The organism is Burkholderia cepacia complex sp. TUM26381 (assembly GCF_057439935.1).
Genome location: NZ_CM172007.1, coordinates 3,294,211 through 3,309,275, shown reverse-complemented (window position 1 = coordinate 3,309,275; position 15,065 = coordinate 3,294,211). Strand labels below are relative to the sequence as shown.

Annotated in this window: 14 protein-coding genes; 9 read left to right on the top strand and 5 right to left on the bottom strand. The window is 66.9% G+C overall.

The window, feature by feature from the left end; translation table 11 throughout:
- The first annotated feature begins 216 nt into the window (after positions 1-216).
- The 5 genes from ACWMMN_RS31655 (at position 217) to ACWMMN_RS31635 (ending at position 6,824) form a co-directional block, all read left to right on the top strand.
- On the top strand, positions 217-918 hold the full coding sequence (locus ACWMMN_RS31655) for a TetR/AcrR family transcriptional regulator (RefSeq protein ID WP_233464332.1): 702 nt from the start codon (positions 217-219) through the stop codon (positions 916-918).
- A 35-nt stretch (positions 919-953) separates the two neighbouring features.
- Positions 954-1,697, top strand: coding sequence for a DUF3313 family protein (locus tag ACWMMN_RS31650; RefSeq protein WP_174993994.1), 744 nt, complete (start codon positions 954-956; stop codon positions 1,695-1,697).
- Between the two features lie 319 nt (positions 1,698-2,016).
- Positions 2,017-3,315, top strand: a complete 1,299-nt coding sequence (locus ACWMMN_RS31645) for a dicarboxylate/amino acid:cation symporter (protein ID WP_486423648.1) — start codon at positions 2,017-2,019, stop codon at positions 3,313-3,315.
- A 464-nt stretch (positions 3,316-3,779) separates the two neighbouring features.
- Positions 3,780-5,714: an SMP-30/gluconolactonase/LRE family protein gene (locus ACWMMN_RS31640; protein ID WP_486423647.1), complete on the top strand. Its 1,935-nt coding sequence runs from the start codon at positions 3,780-3,782 to the stop codon at positions 5,712-5,714.
- Positions 5,715-5,993: 279 nt separating this feature from the next.
- Complete coding sequence (locus ACWMMN_RS31635; protein WP_059238100.1) at positions 5,994-6,824, top strand: peptidylprolyl isomerase; 831 nt, start codon at positions 5,994-5,996, stop codon at positions 6,822-6,824.
- Positions 6,825-6,855: 31 nt separating this feature from the next.
- On the opposite strand, the gene ACWMMN_RS31630 is transcribed toward ACWMMN_RS31635, so the two are convergent.
- Together ACWMMN_RS31630 and ACWMMN_RS31625 are read right to left on the bottom strand one after the other, a co-directional pair.
- Positions 6,856-7,293 (bottom strand): GNAT family N-acetyltransferase, encoded by a 438-nt coding sequence (locus ACWMMN_RS31630; protein ID WP_486423646.1) that lies wholly within the window; start codon positions 7,291-7,293, stop codon positions 6,856-6,858.
- A gap of 148 nt (positions 7,294-7,441) precedes the next feature.
- Positions 7,442-8,320, bottom strand: a complete 879-nt coding sequence (locus ACWMMN_RS31625) for a LysR substrate-binding domain-containing protein (RefSeq protein ID WP_486423645.1) — start codon at positions 8,318-8,320, stop codon at positions 7,442-7,444.
- 161 nt (positions 8,321-8,481) lie between these two features.
- On the opposite strand from ACWMMN_RS31625, the gene ACWMMN_RS31620 reads away from it, so the two are divergent.
- The 3 genes from ACWMMN_RS31620 to ACWMMN_RS31610 all read left to right on the top strand — a co-directional run bounded on the left by ACWMMN_RS31620 (position 8,482) and on the right by ACWMMN_RS31610 (position 11,249).
- The gene (locus ACWMMN_RS31620; RefSeq protein ID WP_059238094.1) at positions 8,482-8,982 is read left to right on the top strand and encodes a lipocalin-like domain-containing protein; all 501 of its coding nucleotides are present in this window, start codon (positions 8,482-8,484) and stop codon (positions 8,980-8,982) included.
- 145 nt (positions 8,983-9,127) lie between these two features.
- Positions 9,128-10,420, top strand: a complete 1,293-nt coding sequence (locus ACWMMN_RS31615) for an MASE1 domain-containing protein (RefSeq protein WP_174993999.1) — start codon at positions 9,128-9,130, stop codon at positions 10,418-10,420.
- A gap of 13 nt (positions 10,421-10,433) precedes the next feature.
- Entirely contained in the window at positions 10,434-11,249 is an 816-nt protein-coding gene (locus tag ACWMMN_RS31610; RefSeq protein WP_059238090.1) for an alpha/beta hydrolase, read from the top strand.
- An 82-nt stretch (positions 11,250-11,331) separates the two neighbouring features.
- Here ACWMMN_RS31610 and ACWMMN_RS31605 read toward each other — a convergent pair whose 3' ends face one another.
- Together ACWMMN_RS31605 and ACWMMN_RS31600 are read right to left on the bottom strand one after the other, a co-directional pair.
- On the bottom strand, positions 11,332-11,946 hold the full coding sequence (locus tag ACWMMN_RS31605; protein WP_486423644.1) for an FMN-dependent NADH-azoreductase: 615 nt from the start codon (positions 11,944-11,946) through the stop codon (positions 11,332-11,334).
- Complete coding sequence (locus ACWMMN_RS31600) at positions 11,943-12,395, bottom strand: GNAT family N-acetyltransferase (protein ID WP_059238087.1); 453 nt, start codon at positions 12,393-12,395, stop codon at positions 11,943-11,945. The genes ACWMMN_RS31605 and ACWMMN_RS31600 overlap by 4 nt, the downstream gene beginning before the upstream one ends.
- Before the next feature lie 84 nt (positions 12,396-12,479).
- Between ACWMMN_RS31600 and pdxR the strand changes: the two genes are divergently transcribed.
- Positions 12,480-13,892 carry a MocR-like pyridoxine biosynthesis transcription factor PdxR gene (pdxR, locus tag ACWMMN_RS31595; protein WP_486423643.1) on the top strand — a complete coding sequence of 471 codons (1,413 nt, stop codon included), beginning with the start codon at positions 12,480-12,482 and terminating at the stop codon, positions 13,890-13,892.
- A gap of 85 nt (positions 13,893-13,977) precedes the next feature.
- On the opposite strand, the gene ACWMMN_RS31590 is transcribed toward pdxR, so the two are convergent.
- Positions 13,978-15,003: a MerR family transcriptional regulator gene (locus ACWMMN_RS31590; RefSeq protein WP_174994001.1), complete on the bottom strand. Its 1,026-nt coding sequence runs from the start codon at positions 15,001-15,003 to the stop codon at positions 13,978-13,980.
- Between the last annotated feature and the right edge of the window lie 62 nt (positions 15,004-15,065).

The window sequence follows — 15,065 nt, the reverse complement described above, 5'->3', positions numbered from 1 at the left end:
TCAAAGGAATCCTGATGAAATGAACGACTCAGCCTGATGGGAGCAATGACTCGAACACGGTGCTGCATTTCCGGCTCTGGATCGCGCATTGACGTCAAGGGATGGCGTCAAGGCGAAACATTTCCAAATATTACATATCGTTTACGTGCCGTAGTGTCGAGGTCTGCGCATCTTTGTGAAAATGTGTCGCGATCGCTTGATCGTGTCGCCACCGGCGTGACGATCTCCGGTGAACCTGACTGGAAGATGTGCCCCCGGGATTTGATCTCGACGGGCGCTTTCCATATAATGCGACGAATTAGTCCGGTTATCTCTGCAAGCATGGCTCGCACACGCAACGAAAACCTTCATCGGCAGCGCCGGGAGCAGGTCCTTGCCGCGGCCGCCCGAGTCTTCAAGGCCAAGGGGTTCCACGGCGCGCGCACCGAAGATATTTGCGCGGCGGCCGACATGAGCGCGGGCGCGGTGTTCCGCTACTTCGCCGACAAGCGCGAGATGATCGACGCGATCATCGTGGCCGAGGTGGAGCGCTATACGCAGGATGTCGAGCGTTTTCTGAACCGGGAAGGGTTGACGCGGCTCGCTCGCATCACGGCCGACGAACTGGCCGGGATGACGGGGCAGACCGATGGCGGCCTCGGTGTCGACAGCTGGCTCGAACTTGCGCGCGACGCCGACCGTCGTCCCGATTTCGTCGCACTCGACCGGAAGTTGCGCGGGGAGTTCGCGCGCGTGCTGGCGAGCGGCCAGGCCGATGGCTGGGTCAGGCCATCGTTGGATCCGGCCGGGGCCGCGAACATCGTCTTCTCGCTGTTCAACGGCCTGTGGCTCGACCAGAGCCTCGGGACCGCGAGCGACATCGAGCACATGGCCGCCGCGCTCGGCGACTTCTTCCGGACCTACGTCCTGGTTTCCTGACACCCCACGCTGCCCTTCATGAGGAACATCGCATCATGCAGACAATGACGCCCGACGTCGTTCACGCATCGGCCCGCCCGCCCGGGTCGTTTTTTTTGCTCATTAACGAGACGAAGTACTCCGTTTATTATTGGATACATGCGCTTGCAGGCTTGCTCAAACGGTGCAGCCGGTTGTTGCCGATCGTGTGCGTCCTCCTGCTCGGTGCCTGCGCGACGCCGCCGGAGGTGGTGAAGTCCGGCGAGGCGGTGTCCTATCGCGGGCTCGTGAAAAGCGGCGAGCATGGCATGGCGGTGCCGCCGCGGCCGGCCGATCTGGGCCGCTATGAGCGGGTCGTCGTCGAGTCGGTGCAGGCCACGCCGTCCGTATCGGCCGACGTGTCACCCGACGAGGTTCAGGCGGTGCGGGATGTGCTGCAGCACAGCCTGGAAGCGGAACTGCACAAGCGCTTCGCCGCGCCGGCGAGCGGCGATGCCGGCCCCTCGCTCACCGTTCGCGTTCGCATCACGCGCGTGGCCGACGCGTCGCCGCTGCTCAATATCGTGACGACGTCGTTGATCTTGTGGCCGGTCAGCACGGGCGGCCTGTCGATCGAGGTCGAAGCGCTCGATGGCCGCACGCGCCGGCAGGAAGCGTTGCTGCTGCTGGCCGACGATGGCGGCGCACGGGATTTGATGGGGAGCTTCCAGCGCACCGGTCATGCGCGCGCGCTCGCGCAACGGTTTGCCGCCGAGGCGGCGGACTTTCTCGCACAGTTCGGCCGGGCCCCCGCGCCCTGACGCATCCACGGGCCTGCCGCGCCGTTCCCTGCCTGATCCGCCTGCATTCCCCGGCATCCGGCCCCACAGGAAGCGGGCCGGATCGCGACAAACCCGCCTTTTACGACGACATCCGGACGCAAATCAACCGGCGCCGCTTTCAGATTTGAAAGCCGGTGCGCCATTTGCGTTAGAATGCCCCCCCTTGTCCGCCCAGGCGACCGCCAGAGACCGCCAAAGCGGACTCGTCGCCCGCGCGGCGACACAGGTTCCGATTCGCAGCCGGACGCGAATGATTTGCCAGCCGTTAGCAACATACGTTTTGTAATTTGGATTACTAATGAAGAAGAAGCACAACATTACCAAGTACATCGTTGTCGCGATGATTCTTGGTATCGCCGTGGGTTACGCATGCCATAGCGCGTTTCCCGACCCGAAAATGGCGAAGGAAGTCGCCGGCTACGTGTCGTTGCTGTCCGACGTGTTCCTGCGACTGATCAAGATGATCATTGCGCCGCTGGTATTCGCGACGCTGACCGTCGGCATTGCGCAGATGGGCGACGGCAGCGCGGTGGGCCGCGTGGGCGTCAAGGCGTTCGGCTGGTTCTTCATCGCATCGTTCACGTCGCTGCTGCTCGGTCTGCTGACCGCGACGATCCTGCAGCCGGGCAGCCACCTGAGCCTGCCGCTGCCGCCTTCCGATGCGGCGCTCAACCTGAAGACGGGCGCCTTCACGCTGAAGGATTTCGTGGTCCACCTGGTGCCGAAGTCGATCGCCGAGGCGATGGCGAACAATGAAATCCTGCAGATCGTCGTGTTTTCGATCTTTTTCGGCACCGCGCTGTCCGCGCTGGGCGATGCGGGCAAGCGCCTGACCGGCGTGATCGAGGATCTCGCGCAGGTGATGCTGAAGGTGACGGGCGCGGTGATGTGGTTTGCGCCGATCGCGGTCTTCGCGGCGCTTGCGTCGACGATCACGACCGAAGGGCTCGGCATCCTGCTGACGTTCGCGAAGTTCATGGCGAGCTTCTATCTGGCGCTCGCGCTGCTGTGGGGCGTACTGACGCTCGCCGGCGTGACGTTCCTCGGCAAGCGTGCGTTCACGCTGATCCGGCTGATCCGCGAGCCGTTCCTGCTGTCGTTCGCGACGGCGAGCTCCGAGGCCGCGTATCCGAAGCTGCTGGACGCGCTCGACCGCTTCGGCGTGAACCGCAAGATCTCGAGCTTCGTGCTGCCGATCGGTTACTCGTTCAACCTCGACGGTTCGATGATGTATTGCACGTTCGCGGTGCTGTTCATCGCGCAGGTGTACGGCATCCATCTGCCGCTCGGCACGCAGATCACGATGCTGCTGATGCTGATGGTGACGTCGAAGGGGATGGCCGGCGTGCCGCGCGCGTCGCTGGTCGTGATCGCCGCGACGCTGAACCAGTTCAACATGCCCGAGGCCGGGTTGCTGCTGATCATGGGCGTCGACATGTTCCTCGACATGGGGCGCTCGGCCACCAACGCGGTCGGCAACTCGATCGCGGCGGCCGTGGTCGCGAAGTGGGAAGGGCAGCTCGGTGATCCGCGCGACGACAACGAGTCGGACGGCGGCACGGTTGCCGACGTGAAGATACGGGAGACATCGGCATGATGCGCGGCAACGCGGCGACGCGTTGCCTGCCCCGGCGTCCATGACGATCGCCGGCCTGGATTCGATACGGATTCAGGCCGGCGATTTGCTTTGTGCAATGACTTTGCGCCGTATGCGGCGGCCTGTTCCGATTTTCCGGTAAAAGCGTCCGCCGTTTCAATCTGTCGTCGCTGGGCAAGCGGCGATATTCCCGCAGGCGAACGCCCGACTTTCTCCATTCCCGTTCCGGCACGCAAGTGAACATTCACTGTTGCGCAGTCGCGCTTGCCGCAAGCGTGCGATCCGCAATTTTTTTCGATTTATATAACGCTATTCTCGCCCTGCTCATTATCGAAGGCATGCCGTACGTAATACCGACTGCGCCAGATGATTCAGGGGAAGAAGTTCCGCATCGCGGATTTCAAGCCATCTGGCCGGCCCGATCCCTCATGTGAATGTTTGCCTCATTCAGGAGCGCATCCGTCATGGTCGCCAGTAAACGAATCCAGGCTGCGCTTCTTGCCGCAGCGATCGCCGCAATTGCGCCGGCGACTCATGCAGGCAATACCACCGACTGGCTGGCGAATACGTACGGCACGCTCGCGGCGCACGTCGGCAACGTCGCGCGCGCGATGTGGGTCGCGCCCGAAGGCGTGATCTACACGGCGTCGATGTGGGACGAGGATGAAGGCGGCGTCGCGATCTACCAGAACGGCAAGAGCATCGGCTCGATCGGCACGCATTCGGAATTCCAGGGCAGCGCGATCACCGGCAACGCGACGTCGCTGTTCGTCGCGCTGCAGCCTGGCAAGACGTACGGCAGCGGTGCGGTGGGACGCTACAACCGCGCGACGAAGTATCGCGACCGCGTGATCCAGATCAGCGCGGCGACCAACCAGCCGCGCGTCGATGTCGTCACCGGGCTCGCGACGGCCGGCTCGCTGCTCTATGCCAGCGATTTCTACGGCAATCGCGTGCGCGTGTTCACCACCGACGGCGTGTGGCAGCGCGACATCGACGTGCCGGCGCCGGGCGCACTCGCGGTGGATGGCGCGGGCAACGTGTGGGTCGCGCAGAAGGCGGCGGGCTCGATCGTCGGCTTCAGCCCGGCCGGTGCGCTGCTGAACACGATCCGGATGCCGGCCGGCTCGCAGCCGTCGGCGCTGTATGTCGATGCGGCGGCCGCCCAGCTGCTGGTGGGCGACGAAGGCCCCGACCAGAACATCAAGCGTTATTCGATAGCGGGCCGCCCCGCGCTGGCCGGCACGTTCGGTGTGCGCGGCGGCTATCTCGACACGACGACGGGCATCAAGGGGCAGGTCGGCGCGCAGCGCTTCACGCGCATCGTCGGGATCGGCAAGGACACCGGCGGCAACCTCTACGTGCTCAACAACCCGTGGGGCGGCAGCTGGGATCTCGGCCGCAACGGCGCGACCGACATTCATGCGTACAGCAGCACGGGGAGCCTGCGCTACACGCTGCAGTCGCTGAACTTCGAAGGCATCGCCGCGCCGGACCCCGTCACGGACGGCGCGCTGTTCTACGGCGGCACGCACGTGTACAGCGGTACCGCGGGCGGCAAGTTCGTCGCGAACACCGTCGACCCGTTCGCCTACCCGTCGGACCCGCGCATCAACATGAGCGATACGCAGCGCGACGAACACTTCGGGCTGCTCACGTCAGTGGGCGCGAACCGGATCCTCGTCGCGGCCGGCCAGAATCCGCCGGTCTTCTACTTCTACCATTTCAACGCGGCGAACGGCTATATCGCGATTCCGGACGGATCGATTCCGGGCCCCGCGTTCAACACGACGCAACGCGTGACGAGCGGCTTCAGCCTCGACAGCAAGGGCGGCGTGTGGGCCGGCCTCGACAAGACCGGTGCGATCACGCATTACCCGCTGAGCGGCTTCGACGCGAACGGCAAGCCGTCGTGGGCGGCGGGCGTCGCGACCCGCATTCCGGCCAGCATCGTGCCGCTGACGCGCATCGTCTATCTCGCGGACAGCGACACGATGGTGCTTGCGCAAGGGGCGGCCGGCAGCAACGACTGGACGTCGATCGGCACGCGCATCGAGGTGTATCACGGCTGGAGCGCCGGCAACACAACGAAGCCCGATCCGGTGATCACGCTGCCGCACAGCGGCGCGAAATCGATCGACGCGGTGGGCAATCATCTGTTCGTCGGCTACTGGTTCAGCAGCAGCGGGCCGCTGTGGCCGAACGTCGACGCGTTCAACCTCACCACCGGCAATCTCGACGCCACGCTGGTCAATGCAAGCCCCGCGACCGTCGATACCAGCAGCGCAATCGACGCGATGTACAGCATCCGCGCGTACCGCCGGTCGAATGGCGAGTACGTGGTGATGAAGAACAACGTGAAAGGGAACAGCATCACCGTGTACCGGTGGACGCCCTGAGCCGCTGAACGCGCGGCCGCTTCGGCTGACGGCCGTACTCGCGAAGTCGTGACGGCAATCGGGGCGTTCTCGCGGGATTGCTGCACAACACGAATGCAATGAACGGCGCGCACAATGCGCGCCGTGCCGCGTTGCGCGGCCTCTCCCAACCTCCCGACGCGGAAATGCCGTTCCGTGCACAATGACAGCGGCACACGCAGACGCTGCGTGTGCAGGTGTGCACGATGAACGGGCGCGGCCACCCCGTGCCGCGCTTTCCATGCTCGAAGTGACGAAACGATGAAGATGAAAACGACACCGAACCGCCTGTTGCTGATTGCCGCGCTCGCAGGCGCATTGAGCGGTCCTGTCCACGCGCAGACGGCGGCGACCGTCGCGACCGTCAACGGCACGCCGATCACGCAGGCCGACGTCGATACGCTGCTGCGCGCGTCGGGGCAGCCCGACTCGCCGCAGGTCCGCCAGGCGATCAAGAACCAGCTGATCACGCGCTTGCTGGTGCAGCAGGCGGCCGAGAAGGCGAACTACGGCGACAAGCCCGAGGTCAAGGCGGCGGTACAGCAGGCGAAGGTGACGGCCGAGGTGCAGCTGTACCTGCGCGACAACGTGAAGCCCGAGCCGGTGACCGACGAGCAGGTGAAGGCGCGCTACGACGCACTCGTCGCGACGCTCGGCAAGAGCGAATACAAGCCGCGCGTGATCGTCGTCAAGGATCCGGTGACGGCTGCGACCGTGCTGAGCGAGCTGAAAGCGGGCAAGTCGTTCGACGGGCTGGCGCGGCAGTACAGCATGGCGCCGAGCCGCGACAGCGGCGGCGAACTGCCGTGGGTGAGCTTCAATACGCCCGCTGCGGAAGGCAAGACGGGCGGGTTGCCGCTGCCGGTCGCGCAGGCGCTCGAGAAGCTGACCGCCGGCGCGGTGACGAAGGATTCGATTCCGGTCGACGGCGTGCGGGCGATCGTGAAGCTGGATGCGAAGCGGCCGACGCAGGTGCCGGGTTTCGAGGCCGCGAAGCCGGGGCTTCAGCAGCAGCTGCAGGCGATCGCGGTCGAGAAGGCGAGCGCGCAGATGATCGGCAATCTGCTGAAGGACGCGAAGATCACGCAGTAATCGTCATGCGGCGGCATTGCAATGGCGCGCGTCACGCGCGCCAGATCATGCTCGCGCTCGTGCCGGTTTCCGACGCGAGCCGGAAGCCCAGCCGTTCGTAGAGCCGGCGCGCCGGGTTGCCGTGCAGCACGCTGAGCGATACCGGCACGTGCTCGCGCGCGGCGTCGGCCAGCAACGCGTTCAGCACGGCCTCGCCGATGCCGCGGCCCTGGTGCGCGGGGAGGATCTGGATCTGATGGACGTGCCATTCGCCGGCGGCACGCGTCACCTTCAGCAGGCCGATGGCGGCAGCGCCTTCGCAGACGATCATCGCATCGTCGAAGTGCGCGCAGATGCGCTGGTCGTGCGCTGCGTCGTCGGTCGGCGCGCCGACGCGCTGCAGGTGCTCGGTCATCGTCAGTCGACGGAGCGTCAGCAGGAAGGGGAGGTCGGTGTCGGAGGCGGTGCGCAGGCTGATTGCGTGTGTCATGGTGCGGACTCGTGCATTCGGGATGGGGAGCGGTAAGTGGCTCCCCGCCGCGCATGATTCCCGATTGCGGGAAGCCGGTCAAAGGCAGGGCAACGGAATGTGCGGGACATACCCGATCGTCCTGCCCGATGGGCGTGCCGGATGTCGATCATGCGTCGCCAAGATTGGCAGTCAGGTTGTCGATCACGACGCGTTTCAGGCTGGCGAGTGCGGAGGGCGCATTGCCGCTCGCGCCGTGGAGGCACACGTCGACGGGCGGCAACGGCGGGAGGCCGTCGCGCTCGCCAAGCCGTCGCAGCGCCGACGGCACACCGACCATCGTTCTCGGCGTAATGCCCAGTCCGCCCGCGACGCCGGCCCACAGGCTTTGCAGGCTGCCGGTCGTGTAAGCGAGCCGCCACGGGATGCCGGCCTTGTCGAGCGCTTCGGTCCCGGCCTTGCGGAACAGGCACGGCGGCTTGTACAACGCGAGATCGAGCGAGGCGCCGGCGCGCGGGCGCACGTCGACACCGGACGGCCCGATCCACACCATCGGCAGCGTGACCAGGCGTTCGGCGTCGGCGCGATGGCCCCGGCCCATCGCGAGAACGAGGTCGAGTTCGCCGCCGTCGAGCCGCTCCAGCAGTGCGCCGTTGCCGTCGACGACGATGTCGACCCGCACGCCTGGGTGGGTGCGCTTGAACTGGCCGAGCGCGACCGGCAGCCACGATTCGGCGAAGTCGCCGGGCAACCCGAATCGCACGGCGCCTTCGATTGCCGAGCCGCGGATGGCATTCACCGCTTCGTCGTTCAGTTCGAGGATACGGCGGGCATAGGACAGCATCAGTTCGCCGGCGTCGGTCGGCACGAGGCCGCGCCCCTGCCGGCGAAACAGCGGCTGGCCGATCTGTGTTTCGAGCTTGCGCATCTGCTGACTGACCGCCGACTGCGAACGGCCGATCCGGTCGGCGGCGCGGTTGAGGCTGCCGAGCCGGTCCGCGGCGATCAGCGTGCGCAGCGCATCCATGTCGAGATTCGGGAGCGTCATGATTCGGTTTTTCTTATAAGTCAGTTTCAAATTATCGTATTTATTGCACATTCTCCCCGCTACGATCAAGCGAACCGTTCATTGCGGTTGACGGGGATGCGCGCCTACGCCACTGCGGATTCCCGTGACGTTTCTTCCCTTCTTTCCGACAAGGACTGCGAATGAAAATCGGCTCGATATTCCGTCAAGGCTTCCCCGGCATGTTGCTGGCCGCATCGATGGTTCCCGGCGGCGCATCGGCCGCACCGTCGCTCGCGGGGACCTGGACCTTGGTCGCGGCGGACGTTCAGCATCCCGACGGCACGATCGGCCGCGACTACGGTGCGGATCCGAAAGGCCTGCTGCTGATCGACCCGCACGGGAACTACTCGCTGCAGATCTTCAAGTCCGAACGCCTGCGTTTCGCTTCGAACGACAAGGCGACCGGCACGCCGGATGAATTCCGTACAGCCGTGCTCGGGTCCAGCACCCATTACGGCACCCTGACCGTCGATCCCGCGGAGCACACGCTGGCGTTTCACATCGTCAACGCGTCCTATCCGAACTGGGTCGGGCAGACGCAAACGCGCAGCTATCAATTGAAAGAGGGCGAATTGAGCTATCGCGTTCCACCGCGGCCCAACGGAGACATACCGATTTCGGTGTGGCGGCGAGTCGATTGAGACGGACGGAGATCCGAAGCCAGCCGCAAACGGCCGCGAGCGCGGCCGGCGTTGCGCCCGCCGGTATTCCCCCGCCCGCCGCGTCCGCATATCATTCGCACATCGCGCACCTGCAGGCCGCAGGCGCGGCACACAGGGATTCTCGATGGACACCAAACGATCGCGGCCGGGGCTCGTCGCCGCGCTGCTCTGGGCGGCGCTGTATCTCGCGACCGGTTACATCTCGCACGAGTTCAACGGCCCCGTCCGGCTGACGGGCTACATCTGGCTGCCGGCCGGCGTGACGGTCGGCGCGTTCATGCTGCGGCCGGTGCGCGACTGGCTGACGCTGGCCGGCGCGTTCCTCGTCGGGCAGCTCGCGCTGACCACGATCGAACACGGCAGCCTCGTCAACGCGGTGCTGTTCACGGTCGACGAGGTCGGCGCGGCTGCGCTCGCGGTCTGGCTCGTGCAGCGCGTGCGCTTCTCGCTCGAAGGGCTGTACTTCCTGCGCTCGGTGATCCTCGCCGGGATGATCGCGGGCGTCGTCGGCGCGGTCGGCGGCGCGGCGTGGTACACGACGGTCAAGGGCGCGCCGTTCTTCGACGTGTGGTCGGTGTGGGCGGCGTCCGATTTCGTCGGCGTGCTGCTGGTCACGCCGGTGCTCGCATCGTGGTCGCGCTTCCGTGCGCACCGCTCGGGCGACCACGAACGCTTCGACCTGGTGCTCGGCATCGTCGCGTTCGTGCTGCTCGCGGTCGTCGCGCTGGTGATCTTCGACGGCGACACGTCGCGGAAATTCGGCACGGGCGCCGGCTTCGCGCTCACGTATATCCCGCTGTTCCTGACCGTCGCGGTCACGCTGCTGCTCGGCGGCCGCGTGGGCTCGTCGTCGGTGCTGGTGCTCGCGCTGATCGTGATCGAGCAGACCGCGCAGGGCGACGGCCCGTTCTCGTCGTTCCACGAGCACTATGGCAGCGCGCTGCTCGAAGCGCAGCTCTATCTGGCGGTCGCGTCGCTGCTGGTGCTGACGGTCAGCACGCTGAAGACGACGCGCGAACGCGTGCACGAGCATGCGGCGGTCCTGCAGAACAACATGGAGCTCGCACTCGCGAGCGCCGGCCAGATCGCGTACGTGCTCGATCCGGAGTCGGGCCGGATCGACTGGAGCGGCGACGTCGAGCGCGTGTTCGGCGTCGGCGTCGATGCTTCGCAGATCGCGAGCGTGCCGCTCGTGCTCGAACGCGTGCAGCCGGGCGACCGCGAGGCGCTGAGCGACTACTGGAACGCGGAGATCGCGGGCGAGGATCGCGCATCGCTGTCGCTGCGCATCGTGCTGCGCGACGGCGGCACGCAGACGATCACCGACCACGGCGCACCGCTGCTCGATTCGAACGTCGACGTGACGGTGGTCGCGGGCGTCTGGCAGATCGAACGCGTATGGCCGGCGGACGAATGAGCGGGCACGCGTCATGACAGGCCGCACGGGCGTCCTGCTGATCCACGGGCTCGGCGGCACGCAATACGATCTCGGTTCGCTGCACAAGGCGATGCGGCGCGCGGGCGCCGACACGCACATGATCACGCTGCCCGGGCACGGCACGCGCCCCGAGGATCTGGCCGGCGTGCGCGCGGAGGCGTGGCTCGACGCGGTGACCGAACAATATCGCGCGCTGGAGCGCGAGTACGACACGCTGCATGTCGCGGGCATGTGCATGGGCTCGCTGGTCGCGCTGCTGCTGTGCCATCGCGTGCAGCATGCGCGCGGCCGGCTCGCGTTGCTGGCCACGCCGATGTTCATCGACGGCTGGTCGACACCGTGGTACCGGTCGCTGCGGCACGTGCTGTACCGCGTGCCCGGAGTGGCGGAGCGAATGCGCGTCGAGGAAGGCGATCCGTTCGGCATCAAGAACGCGACGATCCGCGCGATCGTGAAGAAGAAGTTCGAGCGGCAGGACAGTTTCCACTATGCGTGGGTGCCGCTTGCCTGCGTGCGGCAGGTCGACCGGATGCGCGACTGGGCGCTCGACGCCGCGGCCGGCACGCCGTGCCCGACGCTCGTTCTGCATGCACGCGAGGATGAACTGACGAGCCTGCGCTCGGCCGATTTCCTGCTGGAGAAGATGCCCGACGCGCGCGGGATCGTGCTGGAGAACAGCTATCACATGATCTGCGCGGACAACGATCGCGACGACGTCGCGCGGCACGTGCTCGAATTCTTCGGGTTCGATCCCGTGCATGCGGTGAGCCAGGCGATGGCGCGCAGGATGGGGCGGCTGGAACCGTGACGCCGAAGCGCCCGGCTCGGGACGCCCGACATCCGCCGCCCCCGGTACGCATCGGCTCATGCATGCGAGCGCCGGGGCGCATTCATGCCGTTGCCGTCGCGCGTCGAGCCAGCAGCGCCGATGCGGCCAGCTGGCCGCGTACCGCGTCGATCGCTGCGTTGTCCGGCGCAATGCCTTCAAGGTAGATGAAATCGACCGTCGACAGGCCGATGACGGCCAGCACCTGCTTCAGGTACGGCGTCAGGAAATCGGGCTGCCGTGCCGCCGGCCCCGTGCAGATGCCGCCGGAGCGCACCAGCACGAGCACGGGCCGATCGGCGAGCAGGCCGAACTTGCCTTCCGGCGTGGCCCTGAACGTGCGGCCGATGCGCAGCACGTAATCGATCCACAACTTCAGCGCGGCGGGTACCGTGAAATTGTGCATCGGCGTGCTGATCAACACGCCGCCGCTGTGCTCCACTTCCGCGATCAGTTGTTCGGAGCACGCCAGCGCGGGATCGGAATCCGGTTGTCTCGCGACCAGTGCGTGCGCATAGGCGGTCGACAGCGAAGGCAACCCGGGTTCACCGAGGCTGCGCGACACGACACGTGCATGGGGGCGGGCCGTCTGCCATTGCGCGATGGCTTCGCATGCGAGGCGCGCGCCCAGCGAATCGCTTCCATGCGGGCTGGCATCGACAAAAAGAAGGTGGTTCATCCGAGCGCCTGCAGAGACTGGCTGAAATGCATGCCGCGGGACAGCAGCCCCTGGCGGAAATAGAAACGCTGCGCGAGCGCATTGGACAGCCCGGTATCGAGTACCAGGTGCATGCAGCCGTGTTGCCGCGCGTCGTCGCGCACCGCATCGAGCAGCCGCTCGCCCAGCCGCTGGCCGCGCGCGTGCCCGGTCGCGACCAGGTCGTCGACGTAGACGAAGCGGCCGTACAGCGTGTTTTCGAGGTGACGGTATCCCGCCAGCGCGACGACCGCACCGTCCGGGGTGGCGTGCCGCGCGGTCAGCAGCACATAACCTTGTTCGGCCTGGCGGCGCATCTGCCGCACGAACGCATCGGCATCGGTCAGGTGGGGGCGCAGCTCGCGCATCACGTCGAGCGCCGACCGGTAATCCGCATCCGTCACGGCTCGTTTCAAATGAATCTCTTGCATCACGATGGCTCCACGGTAACGCCGTTACTTTACAAACCGGATGGCTTATCCTGAAGGGGCAAAAAGTGACTATTTGACTGGGACATGAACTTCGACGACCTGATCCCGGACCGCCATCTCGACATGCCGGTCTACCGGCAGCTGTACGGGCGCATCCGCGATGCAATCGAGACGGGCAGGCTTGCGCCGGGCAATCGCGTGCCGTCGGTACGGGGCCTGGCCGGCGAACTGAATCTGGCACGCGGCACGGTCGAAGCGGCCTATCAGATCCTCATCGGCGAAGGGTACCTGGTCGCACGCGGGCCGGCCGGTACCGTCGTTTCACCGCAGCTGCCGGATGGCCGGCAGCCGCGCGCCGCCGCGCCCCGGCCGGACGAAGCGCTGCACGGCGATCCGGCGGCGAGCGGGCCGAAGCCGTTTCAGATGGGCATTCCCGCGCTCGATGCGTTTCCGCGCATGCCCTGGATTCGGCTGACCGGGCGTCATGTGCGGGCGATGGCGACACCGTCGCTGGACTACGCGCCGCCCCAAGGTCACGACGCGCTGAGGCGCGCGCTGTCCGCCTATCTCGGCGTATCGCGCGGCATCGACTGCTCGGCCGGGCAGATCTTCGTCACCGCGGGGTATCGCGGCGCACTGGACCTGATCTGCCGGACCCTGCTGCGCCCTGGCGATACCGGTTGGTTCGAGGATCCCGGTTACATCCACGCACGCCGCCTGCTCGAGCACGCGGGCATGCGGCTCGTGTCCGTTCCGGTCGACGACGACGGCTTGTGCGTGGAAGCGGGGCGACGCCGTGCGGCCGATGCGCGTTTCGCCGTGGTGACCCCGACCCATCAAAGCCCGCTCGGTATCGCGCTGTCGCTGCCGAGACGCCTGGCATTGCTCGACTGGGCCCGCCGGCAGCGGGCCTGGATCGTCGAGGACGACTACGACAGCGAGTTCCGGTACGACGGTCGCCCGCTGCCCGCGCTCAAAAGCCTGGATCGCCATCGCCGCGTGCTTTACACCGGCTCGTTCAGCAAGGTGCTGTATCCGGGCTTGCGACTGGGCTATCTCGTCGTGCCCGAGGAGCAGGTCGATGCCTTTCGCGAAACCGCCGGCTGGCTCGGCGGCAGCGGCCAGATGCTGATGCAGTCCGTCGTCGCCGACTTCATGGAACACGGGCACTTCGCGCGCCACCTGAAGAAAATGCGTGCGCTGTACGCAACCCGCCGTACGTGGCTGATCGATGCACTGGTCAAGGTCTTCGGCGACGCGCTGCACATTCCGCCCCGCGCGGGCGGCCTGCATGTCGTGGCGTACTGGCGCGCGGCAGTCGACGATCGCGCCGTCGCACACATGGCCGACCTGCACGGTTTGTCCATCCAGCCGCTGAGCGGCTGGAGCCCGGGCGGCCGGACGCCGTCCGGCATGCTGCTCGGCTTCACGAACCTGGCCTCGGCGCAGCAGGCCTTGACCCTGGTTCGACGCCTGCACCGGCTCATTCGCGCGTGAACCGCGCGTGGCCGGCAACGTGCCGGCCGCCCGGGCCGCGCATGCGGGTCATCGCCCACCGTGATGCCGGGCCGGAGCGATGCCGTTACCCGGCCTCCGGCCGCCGTGCGATCCGTGCGCGGGTCGCGGGCGATGCAAGACAGGTGGCCACGGCTTCGTAGCCGGGGGCGCCGGGGTACGGTGCGACGCGAGCCGGTGGGCTATGGTTGGCGGGACACAGAATGATCGCTTCGTCGGGGCCGACGGCCGACAGATCCAGCATGGCCGACGAGCGGGTCAGCAGGAACAGCGGCCGCATGCCGCCGGCCCTGGCGCGCTGGCGAAGGCATGCGATCAGCGCCGCCTGCGTCGACTGGTCGAGATCCTGTTCGATCATGTCCACGACCCGGGCGCCGGCGCCGTCCGCCTCGAGGCCGGCGAGCAGCGCGGTCAGCGCCGGAGACGGCGTGGCGCCTTCGCCCGCGAGCCAGGCCGACGTGCGCCCGACGCGCGCCTTCAGCACCGGATCGGCCTGCAACGCGGCGAATGCCGCCGCGCCGTCGTCCTCCAGCCGGTCCAGCCCGATGAACGCGGCGCCGGGCAGCGCGTCGGCCAGCCGAAGCGCGAGCCGCGTCTTGCCGCTCCCCAGCGAACCGATGATGTAGTTCAACGGACGGATATCGCGACACTCGAACCATTCGCCGTTCCACGGCCAGGGGAGGCTGAACGCAACGCCGGCGGCCGCGGGGTCGAGCAGGCGGGTCAATTCGCCGTCGTTGGGCATTCGGCCGCGTGCGAGATCGGCACGGATGGCGCGAACCTTGCCGACCTTGCCGACCAGATCCCGGATGCCGCGCTCGAGCGCCGCTTCATGCGTCGCCAACGCGTCGTTCAGGCTGCCGGCGTCGCCATCCAGCACGCTCGCGACCTGGGCAAGGCTCAGGCCGAGCGCGCGCAACGCCGCGATTTCGGCGGCACGCGCCAGATCGTCCGGGCCGTAGGCCCGGTATCCGGACACCGTGCGCCCGGGCGTGACCAGCCCTTGCCGCTCGTACAGCCGCAGCGCCTTGACCGATACGCCGAGCCGTGTCGCGGCTTCCGATGCGCTCAGGCCGCGCGTGACGTTGCTCATGGGTCGCCCCCGGGTCGTCGATTCGTTGCGGTCAGCATAAAGGCGATCCCAGGGGCCGGGTC

Bases quoted from the DNA above. Each gene is read 5' to 3' on its own strand.
- ACWMMN_RS31635 (WP_059238100.1), top strand. From the start codon at position 5,994: ATGAAGATGAAAACGACACCGAACCGCCTGTTGCTGATTGCCGCGCTC.
- ACWMMN_RS31615 (WP_174993999.1), top strand. From the start codon at position 9,128: ATGGACACCAAACGATCGCGGCCGGGGCTCGTCGCCGCGCTGCTCTGG.
- ACWMMN_RS31645 (WP_486423648.1), top strand. From the start codon at position 2,017: ATGAAGAAGAAGCACAACATTACCAAGTACATCGTTGTCGCGATGATT.
- ACWMMN_RS31630 (WP_486423646.1), bottom strand. From the start codon at position 7,293: ATGACACACGCAATCAGCCTGCGCACCGCCTCCGACACCGACCTCCCC.
- ACWMMN_RS31625 (WP_486423645.1), bottom strand. From the start codon at position 8,320: ATGACGCTCCCGAATCTCGACATGGATGCGCTGCGCACGCTGATCGCC.
- ACWMMN_RS31650 (WP_174993994.1), top strand. From the start codon at position 954: ATGCAGACAATGACGCCCGACGTCGTTCACGCATCGGCCCGCCCGCCC.
- ACWMMN_RS31610 (WP_059238090.1), top strand. From the start codon at position 10,434: ATGACAGGCCGCACGGGCGTCCTGCTGATCCACGGGCTCGGCGGCACG.
- ACWMMN_RS31590 (WP_174994001.1), bottom strand. From the start codon at position 15,003: ATGAGCAACGTCACGCGCGGCCTGAGCGCATCGGAAGCCGCGACACGG.
- pdxR (WP_486423643.1), top strand. From the start codon at position 12,480: ATGAACTTCGACGACCTGATCCCGGACCGCCATCTCGACATGCCGGTC.
- ACWMMN_RS31605 (WP_486423644.1), bottom strand. From the start codon at position 11,946: ATGAACCACCTTCTTTTTGTCGATGCCAGCCCGCATGGAAGCGATTCG.
- ACWMMN_RS31640 (WP_486423647.1), top strand. From the start codon at position 3,780: ATGGTCGCCAGTAAACGAATCCAGGCTGCGCTTCTTGCCGCAGCGATC.
- ACWMMN_RS31600 (WP_059238087.1), bottom strand. From the start codon at position 12,395: ATGCAAGAGATTCATTTGAAACGAGCCGTGACGGATGCGGATTACCGG.
- ACWMMN_RS31620 (WP_059238094.1), top strand. From the start codon at position 8,482: ATGAAAATCGGCTCGATATTCCGTCAAGGCTTCCCCGGCATGTTGCTG.